The sequence below is a fragment of the Tenacibaculum profundi genome (genome assembly GCF_057162725.1).
The window spans coordinates 758464-777586 of record NZ_CM169894.1; the positions used below are offsets into that span (position 1 = coordinate 758464).

General features: G+C 31.2%; 7 protein-coding genes and 1 pseudogene. 5 read left to right on the top strand and 3 right to left on the bottom strand.

Going from position 1 to position 19123, the window contains the following annotated elements:
• Positions 1–1147: 1147 nt before the first annotated feature.
• The 3 genes from AC2GW8_RS03040 to AC2GW8_RS03050 are packed head-to-tail and all read left to right on the top strand — an operon-like array spanning position 1148 to position 11722.
• Positions 1148–2287: a hypothetical protein gene (locus AC2GW8_RS03040; RefSeq protein ID WP_440881319.1), complete on the top strand. Its 1140-nt coding sequence runs from the start codon at positions 1148–1150 to the stop codon at positions 2285–2287.
• A complete protein-coding gene (locus AC2GW8_RS03045) occupies positions 2271–2831 on the top strand; it encodes a hypothetical protein (protein WP_440881320.1) in 561 nt (186 codons plus the stop codon). The genes AC2GW8_RS03040 and AC2GW8_RS03045 overlap by 17 nt, the downstream gene beginning before the upstream one ends.
• 8 nt (positions 2832–2839) lie before the next feature.
• Complete coding sequence (locus AC2GW8_RS03050) at positions 2840–11722, top strand: LamG-like jellyroll fold domain-containing protein (RefSeq protein ID WP_440881321.1); 8883 nt, start codon at positions 2840–2842, stop codon at positions 11720–11722.
• A gap of 27 nt (positions 11723–11749) precedes the next feature.
• On the opposite strand, the pseudogene AC2GW8_RS03055 reads toward AC2GW8_RS03050, so the two are convergent.
• The 3 genes and pseudogenes from AC2GW8_RS03055 to AC2GW8_RS03065 form a co-directional block, all read right to left on the bottom strand.
• Positions 11750–11920, bottom strand: a pseudogene (locus AC2GW8_RS03055) (DUF2400 family protein); the annotation flags it as partial.
• A gap of 588 nt (positions 11921–12508) precedes the next feature.
• Entirely contained in the window at positions 12509–12907 is a 399-nt protein-coding gene (locus tag AC2GW8_RS03060; RefSeq protein WP_440881322.1) for a hypothetical protein, read from the bottom strand.
• Positions 12908–13433: 526 nt separating this feature from the next.
• Positions 13434–13682, bottom strand: coding sequence for a glutaredoxin family protein (locus AC2GW8_RS03065; RefSeq protein WP_440881323.1), 249 nt, complete (start codon positions 13680–13682; stop codon positions 13434–13436).
• Between the two features lie 143 nt (positions 13683–13825).
• Between AC2GW8_RS03065 and AC2GW8_RS03070 the strand changes: the two genes are divergently transcribed.
• On the top strand, positions 13826–14797 hold the full coding sequence (locus AC2GW8_RS03070) for a bifunctional helix-turn-helix transcriptional regulator/GNAT family N-acetyltransferase (RefSeq protein ID WP_440881324.1): 972 nt from the start codon (positions 13826–13828) through the stop codon (positions 14795–14797).
• Positions 14798–15134: 337 nt separating this feature from the next.
• Positions 15135–19031 carry a T9SS type B sorting domain-containing protein gene (locus AC2GW8_RS03075; protein ID WP_440881325.1) on the top strand — a complete coding sequence of 1299 codons (3897 nt, stop codon included), beginning with the start codon at positions 15135–15137 and terminating at the stop codon, positions 19029–19031.
• Positions 19032–19123: the final 92 nt, after the last annotated feature.

The following is a 19123-nucleotide window of genomic DNA, read 5'->3' on the forward strand; positions in this document are numbered from 1 at the left end:
TATTATCTGATTTCAATAAAAGCTTATTTAAATTAAAACAAACCTAAGCTTATAGTAAATAATATATTGCCAAAAAATCTAAATACATAAAGTATAAAGCCAGTTATAAATAAGTGATTTAATAACTATTTAAGCCGTCTGTAAGAAAATTAAAAAACTTGAAAAAGTAAATAAAATAAAAGCATACACTTCTACCTACTATAAGTGTTTTTTTATCAATATTTTAGGTAAAATCAAAAAGTAAGAATCATTATTTATTAAAAAATATTTGTGAAATTTATGTAAAAACGTAATAAATTTATTTCAAATTGTTTAAATTCATTTTATGTCAAATAATTTTTTAGATACCTGTTATAATGTCATTAAAATGAATTTGATGAAAATAATTTTTAAAATCTACATCATAATTTAGGCTGAGCTTTTAACAAAGCTAGGTAGCTACTTTTAGATTTTTTAGTCTAAAAACCCAATAATATGTTTAATACATAAAGATTTGAAAGGATTTTAAAAATAATACAGGTCTTTGGCTTTTACGATAAACTTTTATTGCCAATTTGGTAAAGATATTAAAAGATTTAACAGAATCTAGTAAAAAAATAGATCTGGTACTATGATATCAAAACAATAAACCAAACATAAAAACTATAAAGATGAACAAACTAATTTTAAAATCATTTTTCCTTTTTCTAATAGGAATACTATCATTTAATGTAAATGCGCAAGTAGTTATATGGTCTTCCATGGTATGACAATCATCATACAAGCAAATACAAATAAATAGTATTATAATTCGGAGCTTTAATTGTAAACATATAATGAAGCATTAGCAGATTAAAAACTAACTAACGTTTAAATACCCCCAGTATATGAGACGGGCAGGATACTAACCAATACGAAGTTGTTTTCTGTTCTACTATTGATGGAGCTAGTTCCAACGTATCAGAGAGTGCGCTTTCAAATAATTTCACGAATCAAATTACTTTTAATTCAGGTGACATTTTTGTTTACATGTACAATAAGGGCACACTAACAGTATGGTATACAGTTATTCCGTTGAAAACAACTATTATCTCTGGGCTCGAAGTAACTTACTTTTCCTAGGTATCAATTATAATAAAATCATTAACTAAACATAAAAACTATAAAGATGAACAAACCAATTTTAAAATCATTTTTCCTTTTCCTAATAGGAATACTATCATTTAATTTAAATGCGCAGAAAATAAGAATAATTGATTCCGACAAGGCGATCCGCATACAAGCAGATTACGATAAAGAAGGTGACAATGAAGGGGTTCAATTGTTTTCATATGATCAAATGTTAGCTAATTTTACTCGAGAATATACAAGATTTTATAAGCCATTAGGCTGGGGGAATGTAGCTCCAAAAGAAGCAATCCATTTGGAAAGACATAATATCCGTGTAGATGGTGGACAATATATGAGTAATGGACACATACGGTTATATCCAGATGTTGATAAAACTGGTGATGATGTTATTTCTTTCAAAAACAGTGAGGATCAGGTAATGGCCTGGCTTCAAGATGGGGTTTTTAGATTAAACTCTAATGGTAGAATTGAATCTATAGGAGCGCTTAATATTTCCCCAGGTAAAGGTAGGGTTAATGAGGATGCTATTATTTTCAGAAATGGCCAATATGATGAAATGGCCAAGCTCAAAGATGGCGTATTTAGATTGAACTCCAATGGTAGAATAGAATCTATAGGAGCGCTTAATATTTCTCCGGGTAAAAGTAGGGTTAACGAGGATGCTATTATTTTCAGAAACGGCCAAAATAATGAAATGGCCAAGCTTAAAGATGGCGTATTAAGATTAAACTTCAATAGTGCTATTGAATCCTCAGGGAATCTTAGTATTTCTCCAGGTAAAGGAAATGCTAATCAAGATGCTATTTCTTTCAAAAATGGCCAAAATAAGGAAATGGCTAGGCTTCAAGATGGTGTACTATCTCTAAACCAAGTTCGGTTGAATATAACCTCTTTTCCAGATTATGTTTTTAATAGCAAATATACTTTAATGCCACTGAATGAATTAGCTTCTTTTATAAAGAAACATAAACATTTACCAAAAATACCTTCTGAAAAAGAGGTTGTTGAACAAGGGATGGATGTTGGTTTTATCAATACAATGTTAGTAGAAAAGGTAGAAGAATTAACACTGTATACGATTGCACAAGAAAAGCAAATAACCAAACAAAAAGAAGCTATCAAACTTTTAGCAGAACGTTTAACTCAAATAGAAAAGAGGTATGAAACTAACAAATAATTTTACAAATTGTTTTTGGACTACCTTAGTCTATTGCTTTTGCTGTTTTAATTCTTTTTTAGTTGCTCAAGAAACGAATCTTTACAGATTTATTTATGAAGGCCATAACGAAAAAATAAAAAAAGCTTTATGTCACAACACTAAAACAAATTTAGCTGAAATAAGTAAAGTATCTTCTAACGAGTTTAGCAGAGTAAAAGGCTATTTAGATGCCTTTATCTTGTATGGTGTACCAGATGAAAAAGGGCGCGTTTTTATAACTTCTGCAAAAGCACCGGAATTCTTTCTAAAGGCAAACTCCAAAACGAACGAAGTCACCTTTGATAAAATTACAAAGAATTCAAACCTGGAATCTTTTAAATGGGAGTTTGTTCTGAATCGAGAAACTGATGGTAGTATTATTACCCTTCAAACCATCGTCAAAAATAAATTTGCCATCAAAAAAGAGAATGAACGCGCTATTATTGCAAATAAGCTTGGTGCTAAAAATACTGAAAATCAAAAGTTTTCTTTTCGTTTAGAACAAATTGTTAATGTTTTTTAAAATAACTTATGAATATAACAAGAAATCTCACCGTAGTTTACATGGTTTATTGCTTGCTACTCATAACTGCAACTGCAGTAGCACAGTCAAGACCTCCAGTATTAGTTTTACATGGAAATAATAAGTATATAACCTATTTTAACACTCAAAATGATCTTACCGCTCACTTAATAAAACAAGGTATAGTAGATCAGGCAACCGTTGAATTCTGGGTTAAGAAACCTCTTAATAAATCTTTAGCTTCCCCAAAAAAAAGAGAAGGTAAATGGTTGTATTCAAATTTAAAAGAAGGCGAAAAGGAATTTTCGTTAGCAGGAGAAAAAGGAATACTACAGTTAAAAATGGGCAATATATTAAAATCCATTGTATTAAATCAAGATGAAAACTTTTGGGATGATCAATGGCATCATATTGCCATAAGTTTTAAAGCATCAAGTTTAAAATTATATGTTGATGGAAATAGAAAAGCTGAATTTCCTTTCTTAAATAGCTCTTTTCAATTAGGAAATATGTTTTTTACAGAAACTAATGATAACGAATTACACATAGCAGAATACAGAGGATGGAGCAAGCTTCGTACTGCTCAACAAATAAGAGAAAACAGGTTGTTGACATATTCTCAAAACCAAAATAATCTAGAGCGTTTGAATAGTAACGGTTTGGTAGTTGCTTATGCAGATAAAAATTATGTTGAAAAACAAGTGTTTATTTTACCAATTAAACAAATTACTTGGGATAATATGATTAAGTCTGCTATTAATACGAGCATACCAAAAGCTGCAAAAGTAACTAGTTCCATAAATATTGAGGGTGAAAAAAAATTGACGTTGGCTGAATTAAGAACCAATGTTGATCACCCAATCTATAGTTTAAAAGATGTATTACTTCAAGCGTCTGATGGGAGTGGGAAAAATGCTGCAGGGAAAGCAATTATAAAATTAAAATGGCCTCATATTTCAGGAGCTAAGAGTTATATTATAAGTCGTAGAAATCTATCAGATTCCTTTAGTAATTTTACTCATATAAAAACGCATAAACCAGCTTCTAACACAACCGTATCCTCTTACCTAAGTTTTGAAGATGGATCAATTTTACCAAACGAATTGTACCAGTACCAAGTTATTGCTGAAGGTGTTGAAGGTAGTAAACCAGGCTTGGATAATGGCTTTGTATTTGCAAACGGAGTGGTTAAAGGTAAAATTGGAACACCTAAAAATATTGCTTCTCAAAATGTTCTTGTAAAAGCGACCCCAGAAAAAGATTCTAAAATACCAGGAAATTCCTTACTCTTTACCAAAGAAAGTACACCGATAATATTTAATGAGGTTTCTTTATTCGAAGAATTAAATAACCAAGGAACTATCGAGTTTTGGTATAGAACTCCGAATACTAAATCGGCTACCAACACTATTTTTAAATTTAGCGAAATGGAAATTCGCATGACTGAAGAAGAAGTGCAGTTGTTTTCAAAAGATTCTAAAACAGATAATAAATCAACTCTTTTTATGTCTGCTCCTAGAACGAATGACACTAATTGGCATCATTATGCATTAACATTTGGCGCTGACGGTGGAGCTATCTTTATAGATGGAGGAAAGAAACTACCTGCTGGAGAAGAAAAGCCTTTTACTTGGCATGGGGCTTCTCAAACTTCTTTTGAAGTAAATTTAAATACAGTTTCTAGGTATTCTTTAAATAGCTTAATACAGAATCGTTATGAATTGGATGAGTTGAGAATATGGAAAGTAAAAAAGCCCGTTGAAGAAATTCATAAATATTGGAATATCATTTTAGGAGACAATGCACTTCCAAACTTAGAAGCTTATTATCGATTTGATATTGGAGATAAACATAACATCTATAACCAAGCAGCACAAACCTTAGGCAGGTATAAAGGAATTTCCTTTAAAGAAATTTCTTTTACAGAGAAACAACCTTTTACAAAGGAGATAAAAACAAATGTCTCTGTAAAAACACCTCTTACTTATGGTGTTTATACCAATACGGATGGAAGATATAGATTTAATAGTATCAATTCTGGTCGTCAAAATTCAGAACAAGCAAATAATTATTTAACCTATAGAATTACTCCCACAAAGCCTAATAATGAATTTACACCCGTATCAGATATACGAAACATACCAAGAACACTGGCATTAAAAGAGCCGGAACAGACTAATTTTACTAATATTTCTTCATACGAAATAACTGGTAAGGTACTTTACGTAATTAAAGATCCTGGAAAAACTGAAAATAAAATGTTTCCAACAGTACAGAATACAGCAATCTTATTAGACGGTAAAGAAGTTACCAGTACTGAAGTAGGATCGTTAGTTCGTACTAATAACGAAGGAATATTCGGTATTTCTGGTGACCCAGGAAGACACAGAATTTCAGTAGGCCAGCCTAAATTAGAAACGTCAAGTATAGCTATTGACCGCATAAGTTTGGATTTCAAATCGAAAGGGTATGCCGTTTCAAAAGCAAACATTGCCAATGCAGCCGATCAAGGGTTTACTTGGACTGGATTTATAAAACCAGACGTCGATATACCTACAGTTGATTCAAATGGAGAGAGTGCTATTCCAGCAAAGCAAACTATATTGCACTGGGGAGCTATTCAGCTAGAGCTCCGAAACAATAATGAGTTGGTACTGAAGTCAAAAGGTGCTGATTTACTATCGAAAACCATTGAAGGAAATTCTCAGTATAATTTCTTTGGAATCACAAAAGATGTTGAAAATAACGTAATTGGATTATGGGTTAATGACAATTATCAAACACATCCATACACAAGAGAAGCAATCGATAGTAAATTGTATTTGGGAGCAAGTTATGTAAGCCCAACAGAAATGAGTAATCACGCTATTGCAAATATTGATTTTATCGAGTATAGAAATAGCCATTATACGAGTCAAGAACTCAATGAAATCAAAAATGGTAATGTACTAGCAAAAGATAAAGAGAGCTTAAAGTTAACCTATAATTTTGAGCACACTCATGGAACGAGAGCTGTGAACTTAGCTACGGGTACCGGAACTACCAATAACTATCTAAGCTTGCACGAAGGGGCTTACTTTAACGATAAGTCAAATGCGAATTACATTCGAAAATTTGCTTTTGAATACAAAGCTTTTGAGTCAGGAGATGCGGTAGCATTGGTAAATCCGAAAAATACTAAGGAATACCTGTTTAATTTAACAGAGCCCACAGCAAATATCAATTTTGAGAACATTACACGTCGTTCTTTTGTAGGAAATATTGTAATTCCATGCAATAACAATGTAGGAAACTGGACAGGGAAAATTATTCGTACCGATGTGCAGTATCCAAAATATGAACGCACTATTAAAGCAAGTAATTTTAATGATGAGAATAACCTGTTTACAGTTCATGACTTATTACCAGGGCATTATCGTGTACATATTAAGAGAGAAGGAACTAACGACGAGGTACGTTCCTCTATTATTGACTTGCGTACAAGCAATAAAAGTTATGATTTTCAATACCGTAACGATTTAGAGATTGATTTAGCCTTGTACACCGTTACAAAAGAAGAACTGGAAACCCTTACTTCTATGGATGAGCTAGCAAATAAGCGCATAGATCCAACATGTGGTGCTGATCAGTCTATTTATAAACTAGAATCAGGAAAGAATATCCTTGCTATAGTTTCGGTATACGAAGACTACAACGGAAGTAAATGCCCTGTTGAAAATGCAACTGTACATCTTAGCGGAGATTTAATTATAGCACCGACCAATGGTAAAACTGAAGGTATTGGAAAAAAATCGTTTTTAACTTTTGTTGGAAGCCCAAATTTTGTGGGTGATTATTTACGTACTATGGCCATAGTAGTGAGTCATAACAACCGAACTAAAACAGTTACGAAAAAAGCTTATGTTACTGGTTCCCGCAGGGGTAATCAAGATTTTACCTTAAAAGATCCAACGGTAGGATTTATATTGTATGATCCGCCTGGAGATACGAGTTCAGCAACCTTGAGTCGAGGTGCAACCTATTCATTTAGTAAGTCTACAGGAGGTGGTTTAGATGTTAATACGGCCTCAGATATTAGTATAGGAACTGATGCCGAAACGTCGATGATAAGCATGGCAATTACAACGGCATTAGGAGTTGGTGCAGGACAGGGTATAATTTATACTACAGTAGATTCGGAGTCTAAATTTACCGGAAAGATAGATGCGAATTTTACCTATCGTCACACCGAGCAAAACAGTACCAGTGTTTCTCTAGAGCAATCAATAAGTACTTCTTCAGACGAGAATTATGTAGGAGCCGATGCCGATATATTTATCGGATCATCACGTGTATTAACCTTTGGTACAGGAAAGACTCTTCTCATAGATTCAAATTGTAAACCAGTAATTGATACAGATACAAAGATCATGACCGCGGATAAATTGACTCCGTTTGTATACACTCGTCAAGAAATTAATGACAATATTATCAGGGGTTTACAAGAGCAATTAATTAAAAGACACGATTTACTTATTCCGATAAAAGAAGAGGAAAAAGAAAAACGTAATTCTTTAGATCTCCAAGCTACAATTGATGGTTTCAAAATCGATACTAACAACCCAGAAACAGATAAAGCCTTAGTAGACTTTATTTTTCAAATTGAGCAATGGAAACGAATAATAAAACGTAAAACCAAAGAGGAACGATTGGCCTATATAAACGAGCAAACCAAAAAATTAGGAAATACAACGGCCGATTTAAAAGAAGTGGGTAGCGATTTAGGAAGCTCGATAACAAAGTTGGATTCAGAAATATCATTCAGTGCTCTGACTTCTACTACCTATACCTTAACTAGAGGAAGAGAATCTAGTACTCAGGATTCAGGAGGATCGACTTTTGGTGGAGGAACTAGTATTAATAATTCAACAAATCTGTTCGGAATATCTTTCAGTATTATAACGGATATCAAAACCTTAGGCGTTGTAGAATCCAGTGATACGAATACAAATACGAGTGGTCGTATTGATAGTTTTACCTTGTCAGACAATGATCCGGGAGATCACTTTAACGTACGAATTGGGCGTGATAAGATCTACGATACGCCTTTCTTTTATACAGTTGCAGGAAAAAGTATGTGTCCTTTTGAATCGGGAACAGTTCCAAGAGAAGGGGTAGAAATTACGGTAGATAGCGCTGTGAAATACGGTACAGGAGATGAAAGTATACTGTATAATTTGACATTACGGAATACCCAAATTGCGAATGATGCTACTCGTAAAAAGTACAAGGTAGGAATAAATGCAGCGTCAAACAGCAAAGGGGCCGAAGTGTTTTTAAACGCCTCTCCAATATTTGAGCCTACAACGGCTTCTGAAATTAACTTTGATTTAGATGGAAATTCACCAACAGGAGTAGTTCAAGAAATAAAGGCCGAACTGCGTATTAAAAGAGGTATGGATTCACCAGAAGAAATTTCCTATGAAAATATTGGAATTCAAATGTATTCTATATGTGAGCAAAAAGATGAAGAGTACAGAAGCTACCGTGTTGATGAGTACAACGAAGTAGGGGTAGTACCGTTCCATGAGATTTTTGTAACGGCACACTTTAAAGGAGCGTGTGTTAGTGAAATTGAACCTGAATTACCAACCAATAATTGGGTTGTCAACAATACGAATGAAAACAAATTGGAATTTCGTTTTAGAATACCTGAAGTGATAAATAAGCAAGTGGATGAGAAATTTTCTGTGGCCTTAGAATACGCTTTACCAGGGAATAATGAAGCTTTTGAATTGGAAAAAATGTCATTGACAGAACTCTATGAAAATATGGATAAAAACACCGGTTTCATTAGCTATACAGCGGATGTATCTAAATTGGCAGATGGAGAATATCGCTTTAGAATTGCTCCTGTTTGTGATGATGGGGGAGCAAATTTACCCCCCAGTAGAAAAAATCCAACACCTTACGTAGAAGGACGAATCGCGCGCTTGCCTCCTGAGATTATCAGTACCAATCCAGTAAATGGAGGAGTATTGTCTCAGGGATATATTACGGCTGAATTTAACAGAGCAATCAATTCAGCAACCGCTGTAAACACCAGTTTCTCTTTACGAGGAATCTTAGGTGGTGTTCCAGAAGATTTAATTTCTGCAGCGTTTGATAATGTAAATGACGAGGTAATCATTCCGCATAAACCTGTATTTAATTTGAAGAATAATACCCCCTTTACGATTGAAGCATGGATACAGCCGAGTTCACTACCTGATGGATTTACTACTGTTCCTATTTTAAGAAAAAGTACTAACTTTTCTATAGCCCTAAATAGCGCAGGGAAAATAGTGGTCAATGATGTGGTACAAAGTGAAAAATCTTTGTCTCCTTTTAACTGGACTCATGTAAGTATTGTATACGATGGCTTAAAAACAGTAACCATCTATTATAACGGTGATTATGTTGGTTCTGGACATCTTTCTAATTTGGTAATCAATGAGGATCCAATAGAAATAGCGAAGGCGGAAAATGGAAAATCTTTTACAGGGAAACTCGATGAGGTTCGTATTTGGACCACTCAGCGTAGTCCTTTAGAAATTGTATCTAAGATGGACAAACAATTAATAGGAAATGAATCAAATCTTGTTGCTTATTTTGTTTTTAATGATAATGCATTAGAAGGAACGAATGGTGCTCCAGATGAGGCTATTCGTGATTTCACAGGAAATGCCTCTGGAACCACTGCAAAGGGATTGAGTTTTGTTTCAGGAATTTCGGAAGCTGCCCCTCTTGATATTACTAAAATAGCAAAGGATCTGCAGTTTACGGTAATTACTTCAGCCAATAATACGAAGGTGCATTTAGTACCTGTATTTGGTGCTTCTTTTGTCGAAGGAGCACGATTAACAGCTATGGTATTGGATAAAAGATTAGAGGACCCTTCTCAAAACAAAATTGGAGGAAAGTCATGGTCTTTTGTGGTGAATCAAAATACCATTCATTGGAGCCAAAATAATTTGATTATCAATCAAGAACAAGGCAAAGAAACTAAAATTTCGTCTATCGATTTAAATAATTCTAAGGGAGGAACTGCTGTAAAATATCGATTTAAACAACTGCCATCGTGGCTTAAGGTATCTAAAAGAGGAGTTCCTATTGAGAAGGATAGTTATCAAAGTTTAGCAGCTGGATTTATAGAACGAGAGCTAGACTTTACGATAGCGCCCTATCTAAATCCTGGTATTCATAGTGCAAATGTTTATATTGAAGTTTTCCAAATAGGAGAGAATAAAGAAACGCCAATTGGTATAGAAGCTTTTCATTTAGAGGTAAATGTAACTTGCCCTGCTCCTAACTTTGCAGAAAATTTTAATATCAATGACTTTCTCGGTCAGATGACTATTACAGGAAACTTATTTTTTGATCAAAAACAATCTAAAGATACTCAAGATATTGTTGTAGCTTATTTTAATGGAGAGTATAGAGGTCAAGCTAATGTAGAGGCTAACGGTCTTGTAAATTTAAGTATTTCTGGTAACCCATCAGAATTTGGAGCACTTAGTTTTAGTGTTTGGGATGCATCAAAATGTATGGAATATAAACAGATCGAGGAAAAATATTCATATAGCTTAAGAAGTAATATAGGTTCGATAGCTAACCCTGTTCGGTTTACAGTAGGAAAACGAATTGCGAAAAGAATCGTACTGGTTAAGGGATATCAAGAGTTAAGTTTCAATGTTAGAGATAATGATTCAGGTATGAAACTATCGTTAAGCTCAATAAAAGGACTAGAGGCGGGAGATGAGATACGAGATATCGAAAATTTTAGTTTAGTTGCCCGTGTTGCACGAGATGGTTCATTTATAACTACTTCAGAAAAAATAAAATCCTTAGATATAAGAAAAGCATATATCCTAAAATCTTCTTCATCAAAATTGATGAGTGTTGAAGGGGTATTGGTACCTTTAAATACAAATATAAAAATAGAGGCCAATAAGACGGTTGGAATACCGTATTTCCCTAATAATCTCCGAACAATTCAAATAGCCTTAAATTCTTTAAATTCTACTACGGTAAGCATTGGAGATAAAATAAAAAGAAGAGGATTAAAGGCAGAATATTCAAAGAATGGATGGCAAGGGAGCCTAACTCATCTTACGCCTGGTCTAGGTTATTTGTATGAAGCAGCGAAAGAAGGAATACTAAATTATGCAGGCATTCCTAATATACCAATATTAATTACTGAAGAAGAACCATTAGATATTTCTGAAGATTATATAAAAGAAGCTTCCAAAATAAATTGGAAAGTTGATAGAAATGCTTATTTAAATTTTATGTACTTGACCGCAAAAATAGGGTCGGTTGATATTGATGTAAATAAAGAATACACCATCGGAGCTTTTGTTAATGGAGAAGTAAGAGGTATAGCAAAGCCATTGTTTATTGATGGAGAATACAAATATTTCATGGGTATTGGAGGCGATGAAGGAGAGGCTGTTAGTTTTAAATTATATGATGGTGAAAAGATAATTGATTTAGATAATCATTTATCATTCATTAAGGAAGAATCTTTAGGAAATATTGAATCACCCTATACTTTATTGTATTCAAATAAGCTTAGAGGATCTATACTTGAAGATAAAAACTACATTTTAGAACAAAATATATACAATCAAACAAAGGGCTATGGTACACTAGTTTTTCAGGTTCCAAATGATCAGTTTGTAGAGGTAAGTTTATACAATGTTGTTGGTCAAAAAATACAAACATTATTTTCTAAAAAAGTAAAAGGAAAAATAAAACATTCACTGAAGTTAAGAAAGGAAAACTTAAACCTCTCTTTGAGGTCTGGTGTTTATTTTTTCAGATTAAAAACAAAGGATAAAATTGTTACTAAACAAATGATTATTGAATAGAAAAAGGGGGAATTTCCCCCTTTTTTATTAAAACTTTTCGAAAACGCCAAGTCCAAATAATGCAAAATTAGATATTACAGGGTCATTTTTATCAAAATCTTTTAATACAGTATCTAGTTCAACTAGAGCTTTCCAGTCGTTTTGCTTACGATTTAAAATTCCTATTTTACGAACGGTATTACTAGAATACAATGGTAACAGCTAAAAAATCGGATATATTTTCACTTTCTTTTTTAGTAAATTAATTAGGTATTACATTGCTGCTCCCAAGAAAGGATGCTAACATAAGTACTGGAAAAAAATTGTTCATTAATTTATTCATTTCATTTTTAATTACTCACAATTATCGGACATACACAATTGTATATATTTCCTTTGAAAATACAGCATTAATTCAAACCTCCTATAACCATACAAAAATCAACAATAGAAATAATTTAAAGGTACTTTTTATCCAAATAAAAGCGCTTACAACAATTAAAACCAACTATATGCATTTATTTCACTTACCATAATTATGTTAGAATACCCTTCCCCTATTTTATTATAATCTGAAAACCTACAAATTAAATAATTCGCTTAAAGATAAGATCTTATATAGCTAAAAGAATTCAAATTATTAAAACATTCGTTTTCAATAACATTTTAATCATTCAACGCATAATCAGCTACAATTATTTAGTAAGAGCATAATAATTTTTATTTACACCTAAAACCTTTAATATCTAAAATTTAAGTTATAGCAATAATCCTGAATTACAAACAAAGATTATCGCCTGAAAAATTTTAGTTTGCTTTTTTGTAAATATTATAAAACCTGACTCCATCAACTTGTATTTTTAACGTTGACGGATTTAATATTGTAAGTTTAGAGTCATCGATTCTATATATAATGTTTTCTTTTCTTAACTTATATACCTGTGATGATTTATGTGACTCTTCAACGCATTCACCTTTAGAATTAGCTCCATAAGTAACTATATCAAAGCTTAAGTCTCCATAAACCGTTAGTTTATTTTTTTTCTTGCAACGATCAAAACCACTTGTAGAAATTGGGTCTACATATTTATGTAATTTCCAAACTCCAATTATTGGGTCATTTGACTGCATAGACTTTTGTTCACCATCTGAACATGCCGCTAAAATTATAATGGGGATAACTAAAAAAAAAGCTCGTTTTTTCATCTTGATTTAATATAAATTTTGGGGATAACTTATGTTTATAAAAGATTATTTTTCTTTTAATACATTTATATAAGATCTAGTTAATGAAATTTTTCTTTAACTAATTAAATTTTCAAAATTATAGCCGGCATGTCAAAATTAAAAAATAAATAGATAATTCTTTATTAATAGCGTTAAAAGTACTAATCCTTTTTGTATTCAATTCAAACACAAACCCACAAACCCACAAACCACTCAAAAATAAACATTATAACTACTATTTTAGTATGTAATTTGTCATTAAGTAAATAGTATTTAGAATACTTTTCTACAATCTTCTCTTTTTTATTATTTAAACTTTGATTTTTCTTTTGCACCTTTTAAAACTCTAAGAATAGTATGCGACTGTTGAGGTATATGATAGAACTTAAAAGTCATTATATTTAAGTTAAAATAAACTAGTAACACACTTAATATTTACAAAGACCCATACCATGTTATTTTCAAAATTTAAATTAATCTTTGCAGGAATACTTGGCCCAATTATTTACCCTCTTAATTTCAAATCTTTCATTACCTTATTAAATGTTTCAGAAGTTGGTGTCAAATACACTTCTTCATCAACAAATAATGTAGGGTATTTTATAACTCCCTCATATAACTCTTTGGTATGTTTGTTTGCATCATCATCATCATAAACATCTTTATAAGTAAATGATAATTCTGTTGATTTTAAAAAATTACGATAAGCAACTGAGTAAGCATGCCCCTTTTTTCCGTACAATGTTATCTTCATTTTATTCTTTTTGTACTTATAAAATTACAAAAACCTATTTATTTTAATTGGAGAATATTGTTTCAATAAAAAACATTTGATATTTCATAAAAATTTTGGAATTTTACTTATATTTGCATAAGTACTTATATAAATAATAATATATGGATACATTAAGAGGATTAGGAGAAATAGGAATAGCCTCAAGATTGAAGCGCGTAAGCGAATATTTAATGAGAGAAACTCAGTTTGTTTACAATACTTATAACATTAATTTCGACCCTTATTTATTTCCAACTTTTAAAATTATAAAAAACAAAGACGGTATTACGAATACAGAAATTAATAGCTGTCTTAGAACTACACAGCCTGCCACTACCCAAACCATTAATAAATTATTAAAAAAGAATTTAATAATTCTAAAACACGACAAAGTAGATAAAAGGAAAAAAAAAATTTATTTATCTGATGAAGGTAAACAATTGATTAAAAATGCAACTCCAATATGGGAAAGTATCGAATCTATTGTTAAAAAATACACCTCTTTTAATTCAAATTCACTTCTTGAGCATTTAAATATTTTAGAATCACAATTTGAAAGTAAGAGCTTTAGTAAAGCGATTATTGAACATATAAATATGAAAAATTTAGGAAATACCGTAAAAATAATTGATTTCAGCAGTGAATACCGAAGTAAATTCTACGAACTGAATGTTGAATGGATCAAAAAATTTTTTTATGTTGAACCTTTTGATGAGGAAGTATTGAGTAATCCCGAAAAATACATAATTGATAAAAATGGTTATATTTTTTTCGCAAAACTTAATAATACCATTGTAGGCACTGTAGCAATAATGCCTAAAAACGGCGTTTATGAGTTAACTAAAATGGGGGTATCACCAGAACATCGTGGACATAAAATTGGGCAAAAGCTGGTACAACATTGTATTGATTTTGCCAAAAAATTAGAACTTGAAAAGTTGATTCTTTATTCAAATACTATGCTAGAAAATGCTATTTATATTTACAGAAAGTATGGATTTGTCGAAATTCCAGTTGAAGAAAATTGTATTTACAAACGTAGTGATATAAAAATGGAATTACGATTAAATCCTCTTGAACAGTTTTGTAATTAAAACACTGTTTTAAAACAATTTAAAGAAAATTGTATTTACAAACGTAGTGATATAAAAATAAAATTACGGTTAACTCCTCTTGAGCAGTTTTGTAATTAAAACACTGTTTTAAAACAATCTATTACTAAAAATACATATAGAAGATTTTCATAAAAAAATTAAATTAAAAACGCAAAAAATTAATTAACAAACAAATAACGAATATTTTTTACAATACGATTTTTAATTAAATAGTTAAAATTAAAAAAAATAGTATTTTTATAATTGTTGATATTTTAATTATCACACAGTACAATTTTCTCAAAATTTACTGTTATTTTGAAAATACACTATTTTTATGAAAAGACTAATACTAGTAATTTATTTGATTTCTTCCTTAAACACTTTTAGTCAAAATTGTAATGGAGAAACATTAAATAATAGTGAAATTACTGGTACAGCTGCTTTCTGTTCAGATACAGGAATAACGTTTTGCAATTCTTTAGCAGACGGTAGTAACAGCCCTAGTAAAGAAGCTGCTCTTGGTCCAAGTTATGGTTGTCTTGAAAGTAGACCCTATCCTTCATGGTTTTTTATAAGAGTAAATAAAACAGGAATTTTAAACCTAACCATAGAACAAAAAAATTTATTGAATGACCCCATTGATGTTGACTTCATTATTTGGGGACCTTATACAGAAACTGAAATTGATAATATTAAAGGAGGTGACTATAGTCTATTAAAAGACAACAACATAAAAGACTGTAGTTATGCCATCGATTCCGTAGAATTTTTAAGTGTAGATGCTGTTCAAGATGGGGAATATTATGTAATACTAGTCACTAATTTTGAAGAGGAAGAGGGTACAATAAGTATGAATAGCACAAATCCTAATGACGTTAATAATGCTAAAACAGACTGTTCAATAATATCATCTACACTTGGACCTGATCGAAAAGTATGTGACGGGACAGAAATAACTCTAGACGGAACTCCTCCAAATAATTCAAATATAAATTATAAATGGTTTGTTAATACGGGATCAGGATACAGTGAAATTTCCGGTGAATCCAATGCAACTCTTACTATTAACAATAATATTTCTGGAACATATAAAGTTGAAATAACCGATGACTCAGGAGGTATGGGAAGTGATGAAGTAGAGATAAAATATTTTCCAAAACCAATTACCAATAATATAAATGACATATTTCATTGTGATACTGATGGTGATGGTTTTCATACTTTTAATTTACAAAATTTAATTACACCTGCCATATTAAATGGGCAGGATGCTAACCAATTCGAAGTTGTTTACTATTCCAATATTGATGACGCCAATGCCAATGTTTCAGGGAACGCACTTTCAAATAATTTCACAAATCAAATTGCCTTTAGTACAAGTAATATTTTTGCCCGAATTCACAATAAGAACGCTCCAACAGCTTGTTATGAAGTTACGCAGTTTAAAATAACTATTATTGCTGAACCTGTAGTAGCTCAACCTTCGGATTATATTGCCTGTGATGATATTTTAAGTGGTAGCGATACTGATGGAATATTTAGTAGTTTTGATTTAGCTTCAAAAGATGCTGAGATTTTAGGTTCTTTACCTTCAACTGAATTTTCAGTAACCTATCACACAACACTCTCTGGTGCTCAAACCAATGCAATTACAGATGTAATTGATAAAAATTCTCTTTTTGTAAACACCATTCCTAATAGTCAAAAAATATATGTTAGAGTTGAAAATAACGCTAATGTAAACTGCAATGTTATATCGGATCCAAATTCATCTAATTTCAAACCCTTTGACTTAATTATTAATAAACTACCGACAGTTACTCCGAATATTGATTTCAAACAGTGCGATACTGATACTGACCTAATAACAGCATTAAATTTGACAAAAATTGAAAAAATTATATCTCAAAACTGGGCCCAAGAGAATTTCAAATACTATTTGAATCAAAGTGATGCTGATAATGATACTAATCAGATTAGTACTCCAGAAAATTTTAATGCTGTAAATGGACAAACAATTTGGGTTAAAACTATTAATAGTTATCAATGTTATCGAATTTCTACAGTAAACATTATCATTAGTCATGCAAACAATGTGGTGTATAACAAACAATTCTATGAATGTGATGATTTTCTTACTGCAGATGGTGAGAATATAGCTAATAGTAATAATAATATGGATGGAATTACCAATTTCAATTTGAGTTCAGTGATCTCCGATGTAAAAGCTCTATTCCCAATTAATTTACAAACAAATCTTGATATTTTAATTTTTGAAAACATAGCTGATAGAAATATTCTTAAAAATCCTATTTTAAACTTATCTAATTATCGAAATAAGAATATTCCTGCACTATCTCCGCAACCTCTTTTTATAAAAATAATTAACTCCTCTAACAATGAATGTGTTGGTCTTGGTGAATTTTCTATTTTAACTGGTATACCAAATGTTAATGAAATAACCCCAATCATTCTTTGTGATGATCAAGATAGCGGGTCTAGCTCTGATGGTCAAAATATTGGAATTAATTTACGTTCAAAGATTAGTGAATTAGTGGGTTCTCAAAATGCCAATGATTTCGAAATTACTTTTCACATAAGTTTTAATGAAGCACTTACAGCTCAAAATCCAATAAATAACGATACTTCATTTAAAAACACAGTTTCTCCTAATTTTAGACCAGGAGAAGTAAGCGAGCAAACGGTCTATGTAGCTGTTAAAAATAAAGTTACAGGCTGCATAAATGCAAATACCAAATTAAAAATTAAAATCAATCCTGTACCTGAATTATTAACTTCAATAACTCCAATTGAGCTTTGCGATAGTGGTGTTAAAGATAATGACAAGAGAAATGGTCTTGAACAAAACATAAACTTAAGTCAAAAATATAATGAAATATTAAATGGGAGAAATAGCACTGATTTCAATATTTCTTTTCATAAAACTAAATTAGACTCTTATTCAGGAGATAATTCTCTATCCACTGTGTATGACATGGATGAAAACAACACCAATATTATTAATAACATTGGAGAAGAAATTTTATGGATTCGTATTCAAAATAAAATAACAGGATGTGCATCAGCAGGAACTCAGCTGATATTAAGAATATTTCCAGAAATCATACTCCCTACCAACATTACTGACTACATTGACTGCGATAACGACAACAATGGGACAACCAGTGATACAGATGGAGTTATTGAGAATATTAATTTAAACACAAAAATTAATGAAATATTATTGAATTATGATGTGTCTGACTTTTCTAATTTTAATGTTTCTTTTCATAACTCTCTTAATGAAGCAAATACAAATAGTAACCCTATCAATAATTCAACATATACGAACCTAAGAACACCACAAGATATATTTGTAAGGGTTGAAAACAAAAGATCTGGATGTTTTAATACCAATGTAAACTTTCAAATTATAATTAACCCACTTCCCTACTTCGAAGTTTCTTCCCCTCAAACCATTTGCATGAACAACCCGCTTCTAACTATTACTGCTGAAAGCCCATTGAATAATGATTATCAATATGAATGGATAAATGATCGAAACCCCAATATTATTCTTGGAAATAATCCTAGTATTGATATATCAAATGGCGGAAACTATATTGTCACTGCAAAAAATAGAAATACTAATTGCAAAAGATCTTTATTAATTCAAGTGAACGAATCTAATGAACCCTCAATTTTAACAAATGATATTATAGTTACTGACGATACTAATAATAATGGTAGCAATAAGTATTCAATTGCGATTAATAATAGTAATAATAATTTAGGAATAGGAGATTATGAGTTTGCTCTTGAAAACGAAGATGGTGAAACAATACCGTATCAAGATAAACCAGAATTTAAAGGGCTTCAGGGAGGTATTTACACTCTTTTTGTACAAGATAAGAATGGTTGTGGGATGGGAACTTTAGAAATTCCTTTAGTGGAATTTCCAAAATTCTTTACTCCAAATCAAGATGGTTTTAATGATAAATGGATGGTAAAAGGGGTTAACCAATCTTACTTTAGTGAAGCATTAATAACCATATATGATCGATTTGGAAAAATTATTATAAAGCAAGATATAAACAAAGATAATGGATGGGATGGAAATTACAACGGACAACTACAACCTTCAAATGACTATTGGTTTGAAGTAATATTAACAGATAACAAAAACAAAACCTATATTAATTCTGGTCATTTTTCATTAATCAGGAAGTAATAGAGAATAGAATACTTTGAATATAGAAAAAATAAAAGCAGTTATAGTTAGTTATAACTGCTTTTTTTACTTCAAAATATTACCTTTCTATC